Genomic DNA, 19,104 nt, shown 5'->3' with positions numbered 1-19,104 from the left:
CTTAGCAGGACTGCCAGTTCGCAGGCCAGGCCACATACAGAAACTTCACCGTCGAGGGCGTACCAAATTCGATGCTGGAGCCTTTCGGGATAAACATCACGTCCCCGGCTTTAGCAATCATGGTTTCACCTTCGTGACGAACGTGCAGCTCACCTTCCAGAATCATGTCGATTTCGTCGTAGTTCAGCGTCCATGGGAAAAAGGCGTTATCCCACTGCATGAACCCGGCGGCCATACTGCTGCCGTCCTGGTCGGTCACCAGATCGGTTAACCCCACACAGTGCGGCTGTGCGCCGTCAAAACGACCAAACTTCACGCTACTGCCGTCGATGACTTTGACGCCGCCTTTGCCAGTTACCGAGTTAAAGCTCGGCTGCATTCCGCCCTGCTCCAGCGACTGCTTCTCCTTCATGACTTTGTCCATCAGTTGGGCAACCAGGCTTTCGGTAAACTGTCCTTCCGGTAACTGTGCAATGATGGTTTCGCGAATGCGTTGGTTTTCCGTTTTGCCATCAATCACCGCAGCCGGTTTAGCAGCGGCTGCGCATGGCGTGGATTCATCGCATTCGCTGATGGTGACGCCCAGCAGCTCCGCAACTTCGCGCGCCTCCGGGGTGATGATGCTGGCGCGCAGAACAACTGACATTTCCTGTTCGCCGCGTGCGTGGGCCGCACGAATATCGTTAGCTGTGATGAGTTTTTTCACCTGCCCTTTCCTCCTTTTGGCTGAGCTCAGTCAGATAATCCACCAGATGCTGCACGCTGCGCGGGTCATGGCTATTGAGCTCAAAAATCGGCTCCTGAAACCCCATCCCGCAAAGAAGTTGTTGCGTTGCGGCGACGTCGGCATCCGGCAGGTCCGTTTTGCTGATAACGGCGATTTGTCGTTTACTTGCGCCAATATCCAGCAGCCCGGCAGGTAAGCGACTTTCTTTATCATTTGCCGCATGTATATAAATCAACGTATCGACATCCTGCAGCGTGGTAATTAAGGCGTGATACCAGCGAGGATGGCTAAAATATTCCCCTGGCGTATCGATATCGCCATTCTCATTAAACTCCACGGCCTGTGTTTTTCTGGCGAGGGAATAATTTCCCTGTAGCGCATTAAAGAGCGTCGTTTTCCCCGCCCCCACCGTACCGACAAACGCAATACGTTTCATCGCCGCCTCTGATTAACTTTTTGTCAGATTGCACAATGTGAAATTTAATAACCGGCCCAGACCACTTACCGTCTGTAATAACGCTTCTTCTACCGCGCCTACCGAGCCGTAGATAACCAGCGCACCGCTGAATCTATCGAGAAAACCGATATGTACATCTGCCGCCTTCAGGGCTAAGTCACCGGCAATCATCGCCGTTTCCCCTGGCGTCAGCGTCATGATGCCGATGGCACCGGCTTCGGGAACGCCGATCTTTTTTGCCAGTTCCTCTCCGGGGTGCGCAATGAGATGCGCCAGCGTGACCTGTTTCCCCGGCACAAATTCCTGAATAATGCGTTCTTTTTCCATTGCTCACCGCCTCCTCTAAAACTGCCCTCATCGTGGCAATTTTTTGTCAGAGCAAATAACAAAATTCGGCAACCAGGTTTAAAAGGTGAAGTGGATCACTAAGAAAGGGAAAATAAAAAGGCGCGGGAGAAACCCGCGCCGGAAATAAATTAAAGTGATATTACAGCGGCTGCGTCTGCGCCTCAACCACCGCCAGCGCCACCATGTTCACGATACGACGCACGGAGGCAATCGGCGTTAACACGTGCACCGGTTTCGCCACGCCCATCAGCACCGGTCCTACGGTCACCCCTTCAGAGCTGGAGACGCGCAGCAGGTTATAGCTGATACGCGCCGCTTCCACGTTCGGCATAATCAGGATGTTTGCCGATCCCTTCAGCGGGCTGTCCGGCATACGTTCGTTACGGATGCTCTCCACCAGCGCTGCATCGCCGTGCATTTCCCCGTCAATCATCAGCTCTGGCGCGCGCTCGCGCACCAGCGCCAGCGTCTCACGCATTTTGCACGCCGCCGCGGATTTAGACGAACCAAAGTTAGAGTGCGACAGCAGCGCCACCTTCGGTTCGATACCAAAGCGACGCACGGTCTCGGCGGCCATCACGGTGATCTCCGCCAGCTCGTCCGGGGTGGGATCGTCGTTAACGTAGGTATCGGCAATAAAGGTGTTGCCGCTTGGCAGCAGCAGGGCGTTCATCGCCCCGGCGGTGTGCACGCCGTCGCGATAGCCGAAGATCTCCTGCACCACGCTAAAGTGCTCGTGGTAATCGCCGATGGTGCCGCAGATCAGCGCATCCGCCTCGCCGCGATGGACCATGATCGCGCCGATCACCGTCGTGTTGCTGATGACGGCTTTCTGCGCCTGCTCCTGGGTGATCCCCCGACGTTTCATGATCGCGTAGTATTCGCTCCAGTACTCTTTGAAGCGCGGATCGGATTCGTTGTTGACGATCTCGAAGTCGACGCCCGGCTTAATCTGCAGGCCCAGCTTCTGGATACGCATTTCGATCACGCTCGGACGACCAATCAGAATCGGCTTCGCCAGGCCTAAGGTGATCAGCTCCTGAGTAGCGTGCAGCACGCGCGCCTCTTCCCCTTCCGCCAGCACCACGCGCTTCGCGTCGGCGCGCGCCTGAGAGAAGATCGGCTTCATGAACAGGTTCGTTTTATAAACAAACTCGGTGAGTTTATCGACGTAAGCGTCGAAATCCTCAATCGGACGCGTCGCCACGCCGGAATCCATCGCCGCTTTGGCCACCGCAGGGGCAATTTTGACAATCAGACGCGGGTCGAACGGTTTTGGAATGATGTAGTCAGGGCCAAAGCTCAGATCCTGATCGCCATAGGCTGAGGCAACCACTTCGCTCTGCTCGGCGTGGGCCAGCTCCGCGATGGCGTGCACGGCGGCCAGCTTCATCTCTTCGTTGATTGCCGTCGCGCCGACGTCCAGCGCTCCGCGGAAGATGAACGGGAAGCAGAGCACGTTGTTGACCTGGTTCGGGTAGTCGGAACGCCCGGTACAGATAATGGCGTCTTCACGCACCGCTTTCGCCAGCGGCGGCAGAATTTCCGGTTCCGGGTTGGCCAGGGCCAGGATCATCGGCGCGCGCGCCATCTTCTTCACCATCTCCTGGGTCAGCACCTTCGGACCCGAGCAGCCGAGGAAGATATCCGCGCCGTCGATCACGTCCTCAAGCGTGCGTTTACCGTCGTCTTCTACCGCATACGCCGCTTTGGTTTCCGCCATGTTCGGCTCGCGATCTTTGTAAATCACGCCCTTGGAGTCACAGACCACAATGTTGTGTTTCTGCATACCCAGCGCTACCAGCAGGTTCATACAGGCGATGGCCGCGGCGCCTGCGCCCGACACCACCATGCGCACGTCGGAGAGATTTTTCTCCACCACCCGCAGGCCGTTGAGAATGGCAGCGGTGCTGATAATGGCCGTACCGTGCTGGTCGTCATGGAACACGGGAATGTTCATACGCTCGCGCAGCTTCTGCTCGATATAGAAACATTCCGGCGCTTTAATGTCTTCCAGGTTGATCCCCCCGAAGGTCGGCTCCAGCGCGGCCACCACGTTGATGAATTTGTCAGGATCGAGCTCGTCCACCTCGATATCAAACACGTCGATACCGGCGAATTTCTTGAACAGTACCCCCTTCCCTTCCATCACTGGTTTACCGGCCAGCGCACCGATGTTGCCCAGCCCCAGCACCGCCGTGCCGTTAGAGATCACGGCGACAAGGTTGCCACGCGCGGTGTATTTGTAGGCCGCCAGCGGGTCTTTTTCAATTTCCAGACACGGGGCAGCTACGCCCGGCGAATAGGCCAGCGCCAGATCGCGCTGGGTTGCCAGCGGCTTGGTTGGGGAGACCTGGATTTTCCCCGGGACAGGAAACTCGTGAAAATCGAGGGCACTCTGTTTTAACTGATCGTCCATCTTGTTATTCCTTTTACGTATCGGTCAGATAGTATCGCCGCAGGACAGCGCATAAACTTTGAAGGCTGCCAAACTCTCACCATCACACATTAAAAATTGTTATCAATTTATAACAGCCATGTTACCCGTCTCAAAAGCAATGCCTCCCCCGTCTGCTATGCTTTTTTGTTAAGTCCATCATGATTTTTCCAGAAGTGTGAACTAACGCACTCAGCTAACGCTTTTATTTCCAAGGAGTAATCATTTATGAACCAGCTAGACGGCATCAAAAAATTCACCACCGTGGTTGCAGACAGCGGCGATATCGAGTCGATTCGCCACTATCAGCCGGAGGATGCGACCACCAACCCTTCGCTGCTGCTCAAAGCGGCCGGGCTTGCCCATTTTAGCCATCTGATTGATGACGCCATTGCCTACGGTAAACAGCGCGGGAAAACGCAGGAGCAGCAGGTCGCCGAAGCCAGCGACAAGCTGGCGGTTAATTTTGGTGCAGAAATTCTGAAAAGCATTCCGGGACGCGTCTCGACCGAAGTCGACGCCCGCCTCTCGTTCGATAAAGAAAAAAGCACTAATAAGGCGCGTCGTCTGGTGGAGCTCTACCAGGATCAGGGCATCGATAAATCACGCATTCTGATCAAGCTCGCCTCCACCTGGGAAGGCATCCGCGCGGCAGAGGTGCTGGAAAAAGAGGGTATCCACTGCAACCTGACGCTGCTGTTCTCGTTTGCCCAGGCGCGCGCCTGCGCGGAAGCGGGCGTGTTCCTCGTCTCGCCGTTTGTCGGGCGCATCTACGACTGGTATCAGGCAAAACAGCCGATGGATCCGTACGTGGTGGATGAGGATCCAGGCGTGAAATCGGTCCGTAACATCTACGACTACTACAAACAGCACCGCTACGAAACCATCGTGATGGGGGCCAGCTTCCGCCGTACCGAGCAGATCCTCGCCCTGGCAGGCTGTGACCGTCTGACCATCTCTCCTAACCTGCTCCAGGAGCTACAGGATAAAGAAGAGACGGTGATCCGTAAGCTGGTGCCCACCTCCACCGTTCTGCCAAAACCGAAAACCATGACCGAAGCGGAGTTCCGCTGGGAGCACAACCAGGACGCGATGGCTGTGGAAAAACTGGCGGAAGGTATCCGCCTGTTCGCCGTCGACCAGCGCAAACTTGAAGACCTTCTCGCCGCCAAACTTTAACCTTGCCACGGAGTGAACTATGTCCCGTAAAGAGCTCGCCAATGCCATCCGCGCCCTCAGCATGGATGCCGTGCAGAAAGCCAATTCCGGCCACCCCGGCGCACCGATGGGCATGGCCGATATTGCCGAAGTGCTGTGGAATGACTTCCTGAAGCACAACCCGAATGACCCCACCTGGTACGATCGCGACCGCTTTATTCTCTCCAACGGTCACGCCTCAATGCTGCTCTACAGCCTGCTGCACCTTTCCGGCTACGATCTGCCGCTTGAGGAGCTGAAAAACTTCCGCCAGCTGCACTCCAAAACGCCGGGGCACCCGGAGATTGGCTATACGCCGGGCGTGGAGACCACCACCGGGCCGCTCGGTCAGGGGCTGGCCAATGCGGTTGGGCTGGCGATTGCCGAACGTACGCTGGCGGCGCAGTTTAACCAGCCGGACCACGAGATTGTCGATCACTACACCTACGTGTTTATGGGTGACGGCTGCCTGATGGAGGGGATCTCCCACGAGGTCTGCTCGCTGGCAGGCACGCTGGGGCTCGGCAAGCTGATCGGGTTCTACGATCACAACGGCATCTCCATCGACGGGGAGACCGAGGGCTGGTTTACCGACGACACGGCAAAACGCTTCGAGGCCTACCACTGGCACGTGGTGCATGAGATTGACGGTCACGACCCTGAGGCGGTGAAAAAAGCGATTCAGGAAGCGCAGAGCGTGAAGGACAAACCGTCCCTGATTATCTGCCGCACGGTCATCGGCTTCGGCTCGCCGAACAAGGCGGGCAAAGAGGAGGCGCACGGTGCGGCGCTGGGCGAGGAGGAAGTGGCGCTGACCCGGCAGAAGCTGGGCTGGAAATACCCGCCGTTTGAGATCCCAAAAGAGATCTACAGAGCCTGGGATGCCCGTGAAGACGGTGAGAAAGCCCAGCACGCCTGGAACGAGAAGTTTGCCGCTTATAAAAAAGCGCACCCGGAGCTGGCCGCCGAGTTCTCCCGCCGCATGAGCGGCGGTCTGCCGGAAGACTGGGACGATAAAACCCAGGCGCTGATTGAAAACCTGCAGTCCAACCCGGCGAAGATCGCCACCCGTAAGGCGTCGCAAAATACCCTGAACGCAATCGGCCCTATTCTGCCCGAACTGCTCGGCGGCTCGGCGGACCTGGCGCCAAGCAACCTGACGATCTGGTCCGGCTCGAAATCGCTGAAAGAGGACATTGCCGGGAACTATATCCACTACGGCGTGCGCGAATTCGGGATGACCGCGATCGCCAACGGCATCGCCCATCACGGTGGGTTTGTGCCGTACACCGCCACTTTCCTGATGTTCGTCGAGTACGCCCGTAACGCGGCGCGCATGGCGGCGCTGATGAAGGCGCGGCAGATTATGGTCTATACCCACGACTCCATCGGTCTGGGAGAAGACGGCCCCACCCACCAGGCGGTTGAACAGCTGGCTAGCCTGCGCCTGACGCCAAACTTCAGCACCTGGCGTCCGTGCGATCAGGTCGAAGCGGCAGTGGGCTGGAAGCTGGCGGTAGAACGCCATAACGGCCCAACGGCATTAATTCTGTCCCGCCAGAATCTGGCGCAGATTGAACGCACGCCGGAACAGGTGAAAAACATCGCCCGCGGCGGCTACATTCTGAAGGACAGCGGCGGCAAGCCGGACGTGATCCTGATTGCGACCGGTTCCGAGGTGGAAATCACGGTGAAAGCGGCGGAAAAACTGACCGCCGAAGGCCACGCGGTGCGCGTGGTATCCCTGCCTTCTACGGATATTTTTGACGCTCAGGACGAGGCGTACCGGGAGTCGGTGCTGCCCTCTAACGTCGCGGCGCGCGTGGCGGTGGAGGCCGGTATCGCCGACTACTGGTACAAGTATGTCGGGCTCAAAGGGGCGATTGTCGGCATGCGGGGCTACGGTGAGTCCGCCCCTGCCGATAAGCTGTTCCCGTACTTCGGCTTTACGGTTGAGAACGTGGTGGAGAAGGCGCTGAGCGTGCTGTAATGCGGTCTGCGTTGCCGGGTGGCGCTGTCGCTTACCCGGCCTGGAAAATCGGGTGGCTTTGCCACCCTTTTTTTATACCACCCGGACACCCGCCGCCATCGCCCGCTCCGGCGTTAACAACACGCTTTCGCTGGCGTCATCGGTTTCCGCGCAGAGCAGCATGCATTCAGACGTTTCGCCGCGCATCTTCGCTTTCGCCAGATTACACAGCACCACCACCGTTTTTCCCATAAGCTCTTCTTCCCGGTAATACGGCACCAGGCTGGTGACGGTTTGCAGCGTTTTTCCGCCCACATCAATCTGCGCGATATAGAGTTTGTCTGCGTTGGCGTGGCGCTTAACGTCCACAATCGTCCCCACGCGGATCTCCAGCTTTGCAAAGTCATCGTAAGCTATCGTGTCCATACTCTCTCCTTGGTAAAGTTTTACTAAATACTAGCACACTATTTGCCGGAAGCAATGGGCAGGATATTTAGTAAAAACGGATGCATGTCCTGATTCATCCTTTACAATGGGTCATCACGTGGGGGAATAAGGACAAACATGGCTACGCTCAAAGACATCGCGACGGAGGCTGGCGTTTCGCTGGCGACGGTATCCCGGGTTTTAAACGATGACCCAACGTTGAACGTAAAAGAAGAGACCAAGCACCGCATTCTGGAGATTGCGGAAAAGCTGGAATACAAAAGCACAACGTCCCGCAAAATGCAGTCTGCCGCGGTGGGTCAGCAGCACATTCTGGCGCTCTACAGCTACCAGCAAGAGCTGGAGATTAACGACCCTTACTACCTTGCCATCCGCCACGGTATTGAGACACAGTGTGAAAAACTGGGCGTCGAGCTGAGCAACTGTTACGCCAATGCCACCCTGCCAGAGAGTAAAAAACTTACCGGCGTACTGATTGTGGGCAAACCTTCTTCAGCAACTCGCCGTAGCGCAATGGCCCTGACGGACAACGTCTGCTTTATCGATTTTCACGAGCCCGGCAGCGCGTTCGATTCCGTCGATATTGACCTCTCGCGCATCAGCAAGCAGATCGTTGATTTCTTCATTGATCAGGGCGTTAAGCGTATTGGCTTTATCGGTGGGGAAGATGAGCCCGGCAAAGCCGATATCCGCGAAGCCGCTTTTGTCGAGTATGGTCGCCTGAAAGGGGTGGTGTCAGAACAGGATATCTGGCGCGGCGGTTTTTCCAGCTCATCCGGATACGAACTGGCAAAAACCATGCTGGCTCAGACAAGCTGGCCTACCGCCCTGTTTGTGGCCTCTGATTCGATAGCCATCGGCGTCTTGCGCGCTATCCATGAAAAAGGGCTGGCGATCCCGGAGGACATTTCGCTCATCAGCGTGAACGATATCCCGACCGCCCGCTTCACCTTCCCGCCGCTCTCTACCGTACGCATCCACTCGGAAATGATGGGCAGCCAGGGGGTTAACCTGCTGCTGGAAAAAGCCCGCGATGGCCGGACGCTGCCGCTGCAGGTTTTCGTGCCGAGCGTACTGAAACTGCGCGGCACCACCCGCTAATTCCCCTCGATTAACACACTGCCGGGCATGCCCGGCATTTTTTTATTTCGTGATCGAGTTAAAGCAAATCAATATTACTGATTTTATTTAGTAAAATATTTACTAAAATCTCCAGCAATGATGTTTACCCCCTACAGGGAGATCGCATGAATCGCTGGGAAAATATTCAACTCACGCATGAGAACCGGCTGCCGCCGCGAGCGTACTTCTTCTCATACGACACCGTCGCGCAGGCTCGCACCTTTGCCCGCGAGGCCAGCAGCCACTTTCTGTCTCTGAGCGGTAAGTGGAACTTTCGCTTTTTCACCCACCCCCTTCTGGTACCGGAAAACTTCACCTCTGAGTACCTGGCCGACTGGGGCGACATTACCGTCCCCGCCATGTGGCAGATGGAAGGCCACGGCCAGCTGCAGTACACCGACGAAGGCTTCCCCTTCCCGGTCGACGTGCCGTGGGTGCCTACAGACAATCCGACCGGGGCGTATCAGCGCCACTTCACGCTATCGGACGGCTGGCAGGGGAAGCAGACCCTCATCAAGTTTGACGGCGTCGAAACGTATTTCGAAGTCTACGTGAATGGTCACTACATTGGCTTTAGCAAGGGCAGCCGGCTGACCGCCGAGTTTGATATCAGCCACGCGGTGCACGGCGGGCAAAACCTGCTGTGCGTGCGGGTGCTGCAGTGGGCGAATTCGACCTACATTGAGGATCAGGACATGTGGTGGACGGCCGGCATTTTCCGCGACGTCTATCTGATCGGCAAAAATCCCACTCACGTGCGCGACGTCACGATCAAAACCACCTTTGACGAGGCATGGAAAGACGCCACCCTCTTCTGTCAGCTTGAGCTGGAAAACCTGGCCCCGCACGCATCCGCCGTGTCGCTGGAGTATGCCCTGTATGATGGCGAAGCAGCGATCCATCAGGGCACGACCGACAGCCTGACCGTGACCCGCAGCGCGGAAACCGCCTTTAGCATTGAGGTCAAACAGCCTCAGCAGTGGTCTGCGGAATCGCCCTACCTCTACCATCTGGTCGTAACGCTTAAAGATGAGCACGGACAGACGCTGGAGGTTATCCCTCAGCGCATTGGGTTCCGCGACATCAAGGTGCGAGACGGCCTGTTCTACGTGAACAACCGCTACCTGAAGCTGCACGGCGTAAACCGTCACGACAACGATCACCAGAAAGGCCGCGCCGTGGGCATGGATCGCGTCGAGCGCGACCTGATCCTGATGAAGCAGCACAATATCAATTCGGTGCGCACCGCCCACTACCCCAACGATCCGCGCTTCTACGAGCTGTGCGACCTCTACGGCCTGTTCGTGATGGCGGAGACGGATGTGGAATCCCACGGCTTTGCCAACGTCGGCGACCTGAGCCGCATCACGGACGATCCGGTGTGGGAACATGTCTACGTTGAGCGCATCGAGCGCCATATTCACGCCCAGAAAAACCACCCTTCCATCATCATCTGGTCGCTTGGAAACGAGTCCGGCTACGGCTGTAATATCCGCGCCATGGCCCGGGCTGCAAAGGCGCTGGACGACACGCGCCTGCTGCATTACGAAGAAGATCGCGACGCCGAGGTGGTGGATATCATCTCCACCATGTACACCCGCGTGCCGCTGATGAACCTGTTCGGCGAGTATCCCCACGCCAAACCGCGCGTTATCTGCGAATACGCCCACGCGATGGGCAACGGCCCCGGCGGTCTGAGCGAGTATCAAAACGTCTTCGATCGCCACGACTGCATTCAGGGCCACTACGTCTGGGAGTGGTGCGACCACGGTATTCAGGCGGCAGATGCCAGCGGCAATACGTATTACGCCTACGGCGGCGACTTTGGTGACTATCCGAATAACTACAACTTCTGCCTCGACGGGCTGATCTACTCCGATCAAACGCCGGGTCCGGGCCTGCGTGAATATAAGCAGGTGATTGCCCCGGTCAAACTTCGCTGGCAGAACGGCGAGCTGCACGTTGAAAACCGCTTCTGGTTCACCAGCCTGGATGATTACACCCTGCTCGTTGAGGTGCGTGCCGAAGGTGAAACCCTGCACAGCCAGCCGCTGACAATTTCCGGGCTGGCCCCCAACAGCACCCGCAGCGTGAGCCTGAACCTGCCCGAACTCGACGAGCGCGAAGCGTTCCTGACCGTGCGCATCAGCAAAAACAGCCGCACGCGCTACAGCGAAGCGGGGCACGAGATTGCGGTGTATCAGTTCCCGCTAAAAGCGTGCACGGCTCACGCCACGCCGTTTAGTAACGCTAACGCCACACCGCTGCGGCTGGCAGAAGACCGTCTGAACTGTACCGTGATCGGGCATAACTTCCGCGCACGCTTCTCAAAAGTGACGGGGAAACTCTGCTCCTGGCTGGTTAACGGTGAGGAAAACATCACCCGTGAACCAAAGATTAACTTTTTCAAACCGATGATTGATAACCACAAGCAGGAGTATGAGGGGCTGTGGCAACCCAACCATCTGCAGATTATGCAGGAGCACCTGCGCGGTTTTGAGGTCGAGCAGCAGGACGATGCGATCGTCATTACCACCCGCACGCTGATTGCCCCGCCGGTGTTTGATTTTGGTATGCGCTGCACCTATCGCTGGCGCATTGCCGCCGACGGGCAAATTAACGTTGAGCTGAGCGGTGAACGCTACGGTGATTATCCGCACATTATCCCGTGCATCGGCTTTACCCTCGGCATCAACGGCGAATTCGACCAGGTAAGCTACTACGGACGCGGCCCTGGAGAGAACTACCCGGACAGCCAGCAGGCCAGCACCATAGACCTGTGGCACACCACGGTGGACGAGATGTTCGAAAACTACCCGTTCCCGCAGAACAACGGCAACCGTCAGCAGGTGCGCTGGGCAACGCTCGCCAGCCGTCACGGCAGCGGCCTGCTGGTGGTGCCTGAACAACCCATTCACCTCAGCGCCTGGCGCTACACGGCAGAGAACATCCACGCCGCGCAGCACTGCAACGAACTGCGTCGCAGCGAGGACATCACCCTCAATCTCGACCATCAGGTACTGGGCTTAGGCTCTAACTCCTGGGGAAGCGAAGTGCTGGATACCTGGCGCGTCTGGTTCCGGCCGTTCCGCTACGGCTTCACCCTGCTCCCGCTAGAAGGCGGACACACCGCCGCGCAGACGCTGGCGCGCCATCGGTTCGGCAGCGGTTTCTTCTCCATGAATTCGCACAGCGAGGCAGAAAAATGATCGTTCTCGACAGCCTGGAACAGTTCCAGCAGCGTTATCGCACGGGCCGCAAATGGCAGCGCTGCACAGAGGCCATTAATAACATCGACCACATCCAGCCCGGCGTTGCCCACTCGATTGGCGACTCTCTGGCCTACCGCGTGACCCATGATGCCAGCACCGACGCGCTGTTCGTCGGCCATCGCCGCTATTTCGAGGTGCATTACTACCTGCAGGGCGCGCAGAAAATTGAGTACGCCGCAAAAGACGCCCTTCAGCTTGTGGAGTGCTACCGGGATGAAACCGACCGCGAATACCTGAAAGGCGTGGGCCATACCGAACAGGTGCGGGAGGGACAGATCGTGATATGTGAAAACCACGAGGCGTATCGCTTTATCAGCGAAACGCCAGCCAAAAAAGTCGTCCTCTATGTGACCATCGAAGACGGTTATTTCCATAACAAATAAAAAATCCAGCGGTGCCAATGAAGCACCGCTATCCTCCTCGTACCCGGAGATAGGTTATGTCTGAAACTACCAAGCGTAATACCATCGGCAAATTCGGTCTGCTGTCGCTGACGTTTGCCGCCGTATTCAGTTTTAACAACGTGATTAATAACAACATCGAGCTGGGGCTGGCCTCCGCGCCGATGTTCTTTTTAGCCACCCTGTTCTACTTTATTCCTTTCTGCTTAATCATCGCGGAGTTTGTCTCCCTGAATAAAAACTCCGAAGCGGGCGTGTACGCCTGGGTGAAAAGCTCGCTGGGCGGGCGCTGGGCGTTTATTACCGCCTACACCTACTGGTTCGTGAACCTGTTTTTCTTTACCTCGTTATTACCCCGCGTCATCGCCTACGCCTCTTACGCCTTTTTGGGCTATGAGTACATTCTTACGCCGTTTGCCACCACGGTACTGAGCATGGTGCTGTTCGCCTTCTCGACCTGGGTGTCCACCAACGGGGCGAAGATGCTGGGGCCGATCACGTCGGTGACCTCTACGCTCATGCTGCTATTGACCCTCTCCTATATTCTTCTGGCCGGCGCGGCGCTGGTGGGCGGCGTGCAGCCAGCCGACCCGATTACCGTTGACGCGATGATCCCCAACTTCAACTGGGCCTTCATCGGCATCACCACCTGGATATTTATGGCCGCCGGGGGCGCAGAGTCCGTTGCGGTATACGTTAACGACGTGAAGGGCGGGTCAAAATCCTTTGTCAGGGTGATCATTCTGGCGGGGATTTTCATCGGCGTGCTCTACTCCATCTCCTCGGTGCTGATTAACGTCTTTATCAGCAGCAAAGAGCTGAAATTCACCGGTGGTTCGGTGCAGGTGTTCCACGGCCTGGCGGTATGGTTTGGCCTGCCGGAAGTGCTGATGAACCGCTTCGTCGGCCTGGTCTCCTTTACCGCGATGTTCGGCTCCCTGCTGATGTGGACGGCAACCCCGGTCAAAATCTTCTTCTCTGAAATCCCAAGCGGCATCTTTGGGCCAAAAACCGTGGCGCTGAACGAGAACGGCGTACCGGCGCGGGCGGCGTGGATCCAGTATCTGATCGTCATTCCGCTCATGATTATCCCAACCATGGGGTCGAACACCGCGCAGGAGCTGATGAATACCGTCATCAACATGACCGCGGCCGCGTCAATGTTACCGCCGCTGTTCATCATGCTGGCCTACCTGAACCTGCGCCGTAAGCTCGATCATCTCCCGCGCGACTTCAAAATGGGCTCACGCACCACGGGCATGGTGGTGGTGTCGATGCTGATTGTGATTTTTGCCATCGGCTTTGTGGCCTCAACTTTCCCCACCGGTGCCAATATTCTGACGATTATTTTCTATAACGTCGGTGGCATTGTGTTATTCCTCGGATTTGCCTGGTGGAAATACAGCAAATACGTCAAGGGATTATCAAAAGAACAACAACAAACAGAAGCGTCACCTGCCTCAAATCTTCACTAACGCTGAAGGCATGGATATTTTTTCACTGGGATGAGTGCATGAAAATTAAAGAGAAAACAATTGGGGCACTCGCTGCCCTCTCTTTCTGCTGCCCGGCATTTGCCGCAGAAGAAGCCCGACCCGCTGAACATGACGATACCCGAACCCCGGAAATTACCTCTCCGTCGTTTCGTTTTTATGGCGAGCTGGGGGTTGGCGGATATATGGATTTAGAAGGTCAGAATAAACATAAATACAGTGACGGCACCTACATTGAGAGTGGTCTGGAAATGAAATACGGGCACTGGTTCGGCCTGATTTACGGCGAGGGATGGACCGTACAGGCTGACCATCAGGGGAACGCCTGGGTGCCCGACCATAGCTGGGGCGGATTCGAAGGTGGGCTTAACCGCTTTTACGGCGGCTACAAAACCGACGGCAACACCGAGATCATGCTCAGCCTGCGTCAGGACTCCTCCCTTGATGACCTGCAGTGGTGGGGAGATTTCACGCCCGATCTGGGCTACGTGATCCCCAACACTCGCGACATTATGTACGCGCTCAAGGTACAAAACCTCTCCGGGAACCTGCGCTACAGCGTCACCGCCACGCCTGCGGGGCACCATGACGAGAGCAAAGCCTGGCTGCATTTTGGTAAATACGATCGCTATGACGATAAGTATACCTATCCGGCGATGGCGAATGGCTATATCCAGTATGACATCGTCAAAGATGTCACCTGGATGAACGGACTTGAGGTCACCGACGGCACGGGACAACTCTTCCTGACCGGCATTCTGTCGCCCAACCTGGCGGCGCGCGCCTGGCATCACACCGGACGCGCCAGCGGCAAGGACGTCTCCGGGACTGAAACCGGCTATATGGTCAGCGCCATGGTTGAAGCGTTAAAAGGCGTCTATCTCTCCACCGCTTACAGCTACGCAAAGCATCGCCCGGACCATGCCGCCGATGAAACAACCTCGTTTATGCAGTTCGGCATCTGGTATGAGTACGGCGGTGGACGCTTTGCCACCGCAGCCGACAGCCGCTTTTACATGAAAAATGCCTCCGGCGACCCGAGCGATCAGGTGTTCCTGATGCAATACGTCTACTGGTAAAAGGATCTTCCGATATGAAACTCAGCCTTACACCGCTGGCCTGCGCGCTGGCGCTCAGCTTTTCGGCTCACGCCACCGCTCCTGCTGATTTTAAAAACGTCATCAACCGTACCGGTGCGCCGGAATACATGCACGATTTCGACGCTGACGACCACCAGCGGTTTAATCCCTTTTTCGATCTGGGTGCCTGGCACGGTCATTTGCTGCCGAACGGGCCGCAGACCCAGGGAGGATTTCCCGGCGTAGCGCTGCTCACCGAAGAGTACATCAACTTTATGGCGACCAATTTCGATCGCCTGAATGTGTATCAGAACGGCAAAAAAGTCGATTTTACCCTTGAGGCTTACAGCCTTCCCGGCTCGCTGGTGCAAAAGCTGAGCGCGAAAGATGTGCAGATCGTAATGACGCTGCGCTTTGCCACCGCGCGCACCTCGCTGCTGGAGACCCGCATCACCAGCAAGGCACCGCTGGAACTGGTGTGGGACGGCGAACTGCTGGAAAAGCTGGAGGCCAAAGAGGGCAAACCGCTGTCGGATAAGACCATCGACGGCGCGTATCCGGACTATCAGCGCAGGCTGGTCCCCACCCGTGACGGCCTGAAAGTGACCTTTGGCAAAGTGCGCTCCACCTGGGATCTTCTGACCTCCGGCAGTTCCGAATATCAGGTGCATAAATCCCTCCCCGTCGAGACCACCGTCGACGGGCATCGCTTTACCAGCCGGGCACACATTACCGGCAGCACCACGCTGTATACCACCTACTCCCATCTGCTGAATGCCGATGAGGTGAAGCGCGAGCAGGTGCAGATCCGCGATATTCTGGCGCGCCCGGCCGCTTATATGACGGCCTCGCAGCAGCGCTGGGAGGGCTATTTGCAGAAAGGGTTAACTAACCCTAACGCCACGCCAGAGCAAACCCGCGTGGCGGTGAAGGCCATCGAAACGCTGAACGGCAACTGGCGCTCGCCGGGCGGCGCGGTACGCTATAACACGGTGACGCCATCCGTCACCGGACGGTGGTTCTCCGGCAACCAGACCTGGCCGTGGGATACCTGGAAACAGGTGTTTGCCATGTCGCATTTCAACCCGGATATCGCCAAAGAGAACATTCGCGCGGTCTTCTCCTGGCAAATCAAACCCGACGATCCGGTACGCCCGCAGGATGCCGGCTTTGTGCCGGATCTCATCGCCTGGAACCTGAGCCCGGAACGCGGCGGCGACGGCGGCAACTGGAATGAGCGCAATACTAAACCGAGCCTGGCAGCGTGGTCGGTGATGGAGGTATATAACACCACGCAGGATAAAGCCTGGCTGGCAGAAATGTACCCTAAACTGGTGGCCTACCACGACTGGTGGCTGCGCAACCGCGACCATAACGGCAACGGCGTGCCGGAGTACGGCGCGACGCGTGACAAAGCCCATAACACCGCCAGCGGGGAGATGCTCTTTACGGTCAAAAAAGGCGATAAAGAGGAATCGCTTTCCGGCCTGAACAACTATGCCCGGGTGATCGACAAGGGCCATTACGACAGTCTGGAGATCCCGGCGCAGGTTGCGGCCTCGTGGGAATCAGGTCGCGATGACGCCGCCGTATTCGGTTTTATCGATAAAGCCCAGCTGGATAACTACGTCGAAAACGGCGGCAAGCGCAGCGACTGGACGGTGAAGTTTGCTGAAAATCGCGATAATGAGGGTAAGCTGCTGGGCTATTCGCTGCTGCAGGAGTCCGTCGATCAGGCGAGCTACATGTACAGCGACAATCACTATCTGGCGCAAATGGCGAGCCTGCTGGGTAAAGAGCAGGAGGCCAGCCGCTACCGCCAGCTGGCGGATAAGCTCGCGACCTACATCAATACCTGCATGTTCGACGCGAAGAGCGGTTTTTACTACGACATCCGTATCGAGGATAAACCGCTGGCGAACGGCTGTGCGGGCAAGCCTATCGTCGAGCGCGGTAAAGGACCGGAAGGCTGGTCGCCGCTGTTTAACGGTGCGGCAACGCAGGCGCATGCGGATGCCGTGGTGAAGGTGATGCTGGATCCGAAAGAGTTCAACACGTATGTGCCGCTCGGGACTGCCGCGCTAACCAACCCGGCCTTTGGTCCGGATATCTACTGGCGAGGCCGGGTGTGGGTCGACCAGTTCTGGTTTGGGCTGAAAGGGATGGAACGCTATGGCTACCGGGAGCAGGCTCAAACGCTGGCAGAAAACTTCTTTAAGCACGCGAAGGGGTTAACGTCCGACGGCCCGATTCAGGAAAACTACAACCCGCTGACCGGCGCGCAGCAGGGCGCGCCTAACTTTTCCTGGAGCGCGGCGCATCTTTACATGCTGTATAACGACTTTTTCCGTAAACAGTAACGAGGGTGCGGTCTGCTTTGCCGGGTGGCGCTTACCCGGCAGAAAAGCTACCGCGTAATCCACAGCGTGGGCCAGGCATCTGGCCCATTCCAGTTGTCGCAGCTGGGCTCCTCGGCGTAGCGCACCAGGCGGAAACGCTGGCCGTCGAAACGCCAGCGCGTCTGGATCCCGCAATCGCCCATACCGCGTCCCAGCGCGAGCGTTGTCAGCTCGCGCGTCTTCTCATCGAAGCTGGCGTTCATCAACTCCATCTCACTGCCATCGCTTGACGGCGTAAACGGCAGACGCAGCCTGACGCTGCGGGCGGTGAACGGTTTTTTACGTGATACCAGCCACGCCAGATCGACCGTGTTATAGGCCCCCGCCTCGCAGCTGACGATCAGCAGCGCTTTGTCATCGGTTAACGCGGTGACGCGCACTTCCCGGCGGTTAGGATCCAGCGAGCACTGGCTGCTGTTCATCCGTCCGGTACCATAGTCCAGCAGGTCGTTCAGTTCGGCGTGGGAGAGTGGCGTCGGGGTCGGATTGACGACCGCCACCTTTTTTAAGGCGGGTGCAGGCGGAACGCTTAACGGCGGATCGTCACCTTTCTTGATCCACGCGGTTTCGCTGCCGACGCGCTTTTGCTGCGCATCAATGAACAGCAGCGCGGCTTTCAGGCCGCTCAGTGAAATGACCTGCTTACCGCCGCGCAGGGTCAGGGCCTTCCCTTCCTGGATGTTTTTCAGAAAGGCGGTGATGGTGGCCGCATCGTCCGTTTTCAGATGCCAGGGCGTGAGCTGCCAGCGCTGTTTGTCGAGCTTCAGAGGAACGTTATCCAGCAGCAGGCGGGGAGCAATCTCAGGCTCTTTAACGGAGGGCGTATCAAGACCGCCGAGATCGATACGCAGCGTGGCATCCGTTTTCGCCCCGGCGCTTCGGGTGAGCGTCATGACCAGACCACGATGTTCGCCCGTGTTGCGGGCAAGGCAAAAGTTCTGGTTATTGCAGGTCACCTGCCAGTCAGAAAAGGCTTGCTGCGCGGGTGCAGCCCGCACCTGCGGCGCGAGGAGCACCCAAAACAGGGAAAATAAAAAGACGCTGTAGCGCATGAATGACACAATCCCGGAACGAAAACGCATAACTGGGCAGTATCTTCGTGTTCCCGCCGGGGTTGCTCAATCGGATTTATCAGATATACCCGAAAAACAGGCTATATCCGTTCGAAAGGGGTATTCATCAGCCCGGTAGTCTGTAAATACTGCAGTAATATCACCGCCTTACCGTCCCTGATTTCCCCTGTTCGCACCATCTCCAGCGCTCGGGCAAAAGGAAGCTCCAGCACTTCGATATCTTCATCCTCGACGCCACCGCCCCGGTGAGTGCGCTGCGCGTCGCTGTATTCCGCGATGAAGAAATGGACGATTTCCGTCACGCCGCCGGGCGACATAAACAGCTCGAAGACCTTTTTGACCTCGCCCACTTCGAAGCCGGTTTCTTCAACGGCCTCTTTGCGGATGCAGACTTCCGGCTCATCATCATCGAGCAAGCCCGCGCAGGTTTCAATCAGACGTCCGTCGGGGTTGCCATTGACCCATGTCGCCACCCTGAACTGGCGGATCAGCACCACGCTCCGCTTTTCACGGTTATAGAGCAGAATAGTTGCTCCATTGCCACGGTCGTAGACCTCGCGTTTGTGGCGGATCACTTCACCGTTGTTACGCGTAAGGTCATAGGTGATGTTACGCAGGACAAAGTAGTTTTCAGAGAGAATTTTGTCTTTGATAACGTCAATTTTCAGGGTCATACGGGCTCC

At 57.1% G+C, this 19,104-nt stretch carries 15 protein-coding genes; 8 read left to right on the top strand and 7 right to left on the bottom strand.

The genetic code is table 11. The features are described 5' to 3' along the window. Position 1 precedes the first annotated feature (1 nt). The 4 genes from eutQ to maeB form a co-directional block, all read right to left on the bottom strand. Positions 2–706, bottom strand: a complete 705-nt coding sequence (gene eutQ, locus ACDO57_RS00735; RefSeq protein ID WP_024907589.1) for an ethanolamine utilization acetate kinase EutQ — start codon at positions 704–706, stop codon at positions 2–4. Continuing rightward, the gene (gene eutP, locus ACDO57_RS00730; RefSeq protein ID WP_032646741.1) at positions 684–1,163 is read right to left on the bottom strand and encodes an ethanolamine utilization acetate kinase EutP; all 480 of its coding nucleotides are present in this window, start codon (positions 1,161–1,163) and stop codon (positions 684–686) included. Before eutP ends, eutQ begins: the two co-directional genes overlap by 23 nt. Before the next feature lie 12 nt (positions 1,164–1,175). Further along, the gene (gene eutS, locus ACDO57_RS00725; RefSeq protein WP_024907587.1) at positions 1,176–1,511 is read right to left on the bottom strand and encodes an ethanolamine utilization microcompartment protein EutS; all 336 of its coding nucleotides are present in this window, start codon (positions 1,509–1,511) and stop codon (positions 1,176–1,178) included. 160 nt (positions 1,512–1,671) lie between these two features. After that, positions 1,672–3,951: an NADP-dependent oxaloacetate-decarboxylating malate dehydrogenase gene (gene maeB / locus ACDO57_RS00720; protein ID WP_235404647.1), complete on the bottom strand. Its 2,280-nt coding sequence runs from the start codon at positions 3,949–3,951 to the stop codon at positions 1,672–1,674. Between the two features lie 246 nt (positions 3,952–4,197). On the opposite strand from maeB, the gene tal reads away from it, so the two are divergent. Together tal and tkt are read left to right on the top strand one after the other, a co-directional pair. Beyond that, the gene (tal, locus tag ACDO57_RS00715; protein ID WP_370883413.1) at positions 4,198–5,148 is read left to right on the top strand and encodes a transaldolase; all 951 of its coding nucleotides are present in this window, start codon (positions 4,198–4,200) and stop codon (positions 5,146–5,148) included. A gap of 19 nt (positions 5,149–5,167) precedes the next feature. Beyond that, complete coding sequence (tkt, locus tag ACDO57_RS00710; RefSeq protein ID WP_032646746.1) at positions 5,168–7,156, top strand: transketolase; 1,989 nt, start codon at positions 5,168–5,170, stop codon at positions 7,154–7,156. A gap of 72 nt (positions 7,157–7,228) precedes the next feature. Here the strand turns inward: tkt and ACDO57_RS00705 are convergent, their stop codons facing one another. After that, a complete protein-coding gene (locus ACDO57_RS00705) occupies positions 7,229–7,561 on the bottom strand; it encodes a tRNA-binding protein (RefSeq protein ID WP_024907583.1) in 333 nt (110 codons plus the stop codon). Between the two features lie 138 nt (positions 7,562–7,699). On the opposite strand from ACDO57_RS00705, the gene ebgR reads away from it, so the two are divergent. The 6 genes from ebgR to ygjK all read left to right on the top strand — a co-directional run bounded on the left by ebgR (position 7,700) and on the right by ygjK (position 17,309). After that, positions 7,700–8,683, top strand: a complete 984-nt coding sequence (gene ebgR / locus ACDO57_RS00700) for a transcriptional regulator EbgR (RefSeq protein ID WP_032646748.1) — start codon at positions 7,700–7,702, stop codon at positions 8,681–8,683. Between the two features lie 146 nt (positions 8,684–8,829). Further along, positions 8,830–11,913 (top strand): beta-galactosidase subunit alpha, encoded by a 3,084-nt coding sequence (gene ebgA, locus ACDO57_RS00695; RefSeq protein ID WP_370883412.1) that lies wholly within the window; start codon positions 8,830–8,832, stop codon positions 11,911–11,913. Beyond that, a complete protein-coding gene (locus ACDO57_RS00690) occupies positions 11,910–12,359 on the top strand; it encodes a beta-galactosidase subunit beta (protein WP_032646754.1) in 450 nt (149 codons plus the stop codon). The genes ebgA and ACDO57_RS00690 overlap by 4 nt, the downstream gene beginning before the upstream one ends. Before the next feature lie 56 nt (positions 12,360–12,415). Beyond that, positions 12,416–13,852 (top strand): amino acid permease, encoded by a 1,437-nt coding sequence (locus tag ACDO57_RS00685; RefSeq protein ID WP_370883411.1) that lies wholly within the window; start codon positions 12,416–12,418, stop codon positions 13,850–13,852. 38 nt (positions 13,853–13,890) lie between these two features. Next, positions 13,891–14,949, top strand: coding sequence for a protein YgjJ (gene ygjJ / locus ACDO57_RS00680; RefSeq protein WP_157189544.1), 1,059 nt, complete (start codon positions 13,891–13,893; stop codon positions 14,947–14,949). Between the two features lie 14 nt (positions 14,950–14,963). After that, entirely contained in the window at positions 14,964–17,309 is a 2,346-nt protein-coding gene (gene ygjK / locus ACDO57_RS00675) for an alpha-glucosidase (RefSeq protein WP_370883410.1), read from the top strand. A gap of 47 nt (positions 17,310–17,356) precedes the next feature. Here ygjK and ACDO57_RS00670 read toward each other — a convergent pair whose 3' ends face one another. Both ACDO57_RS00670 and nudK read right to left on the bottom strand, forming a co-directional pair. Further along, the gene (locus ACDO57_RS00670) at positions 17,357–18,400 is read right to left on the bottom strand and encodes a DUF1176 domain-containing protein (RefSeq protein ID WP_024907576.1); all 1,044 of its coding nucleotides are present in this window, start codon (positions 18,398–18,400) and stop codon (positions 17,357–17,359) included. 101 nt (positions 18,401–18,501) lie between these two features. Further along, positions 18,502–19,095, bottom strand: a complete 594-nt coding sequence (nudK, locus tag ACDO57_RS00665) for a GDP-mannose pyrophosphatase NudK (protein WP_032646762.1) — start codon at positions 19,093–19,095, stop codon at positions 18,502–18,504. Positions 19,096–19,104 lie beyond the last annotated feature (9 nt).

Origin of the sequence: Enterobacter cloacae complex sp. 2015409, assembly GCF_041365315.1 — a bacterium.
Lineage (GTDB): Bacteria > Pseudomonadota > Gammaproteobacteria > Enterobacterales > Enterobacteriaceae > Enterobacter > Enterobacter pseudoroggenkampii.
Note: the sequence above shows the minus strand (reverse complement) of the source record. Positions and strands in the feature narration are given on the sequence as shown.

Excerpts from the sequence above, each read along its gene's own strand:
- ACDO57_RS00705 (WP_024907583.1), bottom strand. The coding sequence starts at position 7,561 with ATGGACACGATAGCTTACGATGACTTTGCAAAGCTGGAGATCCGCGTG.
- ACDO57_RS00670 (WP_024907576.1), bottom strand. The coding sequence starts at position 18,400 with ATGCGCTACAGCGTCTTTTTATTTTCCCTGTTTTGGGTGCTCCTCGCG.
- ACDO57_RS00690 (WP_032646754.1), top strand. The coding sequence starts at position 11,910 with ATGATCGTTCTCGACAGCCTGGAACAGTTCCAGCAGCGTTATCGCACG.
- ebgR (WP_032646748.1), top strand. The coding sequence starts at position 7,700 with ATGGCTACGCTCAAAGACATCGCGACGGAGGCTGGCGTTTCGCTGGCG.
- ygjK (WP_370883410.1), top strand. The coding sequence starts at position 14,964 with ATGAAACTCAGCCTTACACCGCTGGCCTGCGCGCTGGCGCTCAGCTTT.
- ACDO57_RS00685 (WP_370883411.1), top strand. The coding sequence starts at position 12,416 with ATGTCTGAAACTACCAAGCGTAATACCATCGGCAAATTCGGTCTGCTG.
- nudK (WP_032646762.1), bottom strand. The coding sequence starts at position 19,095 with ATGACCCTGAAAATTGACGTTATCAAAGACAAAATTCTCTCTGAAAAC.
- eutS (WP_024907587.1), bottom strand. The coding sequence starts at position 1,511 with ATGGAAAAAGAACGCATTATTCAGGAATTTGTGCCGGGGAAACAGGTC.
- ebgA (WP_370883412.1), top strand. The coding sequence starts at position 8,830 with ATGAATCGCTGGGAAAATATTCAACTCACGCATGAGAACCGGCTGCCG.
- eutP (WP_032646741.1), bottom strand. The coding sequence starts at position 1,163 with ATGAAACGTATTGCGTTTGTCGGTACGGTGGGGGCGGGGAAAACGACG.
- tkt (WP_032646746.1), top strand. The coding sequence starts at position 5,168 with ATGTCCCGTAAAGAGCTCGCCAATGCCATCCGCGCCCTCAGCATGGAT.
- maeB (WP_235404647.1), bottom strand. The coding sequence starts at position 3,951 with ATGGACGATCAGTTAAAACAGAGTGCCCTCGATTTTCACGAGTTTCCT.
- tal (WP_370883413.1), top strand. The coding sequence starts at position 4,198 with ATGAACCAGCTAGACGGCATCAAAAAATTCACCACCGTGGTTGCAGAC.
- ygjJ (WP_157189544.1), top strand. The coding sequence starts at position 13,891 with ATGAAAATTAAAGAGAAAACAATTGGGGCACTCGCTGCCCTCTCTTTC.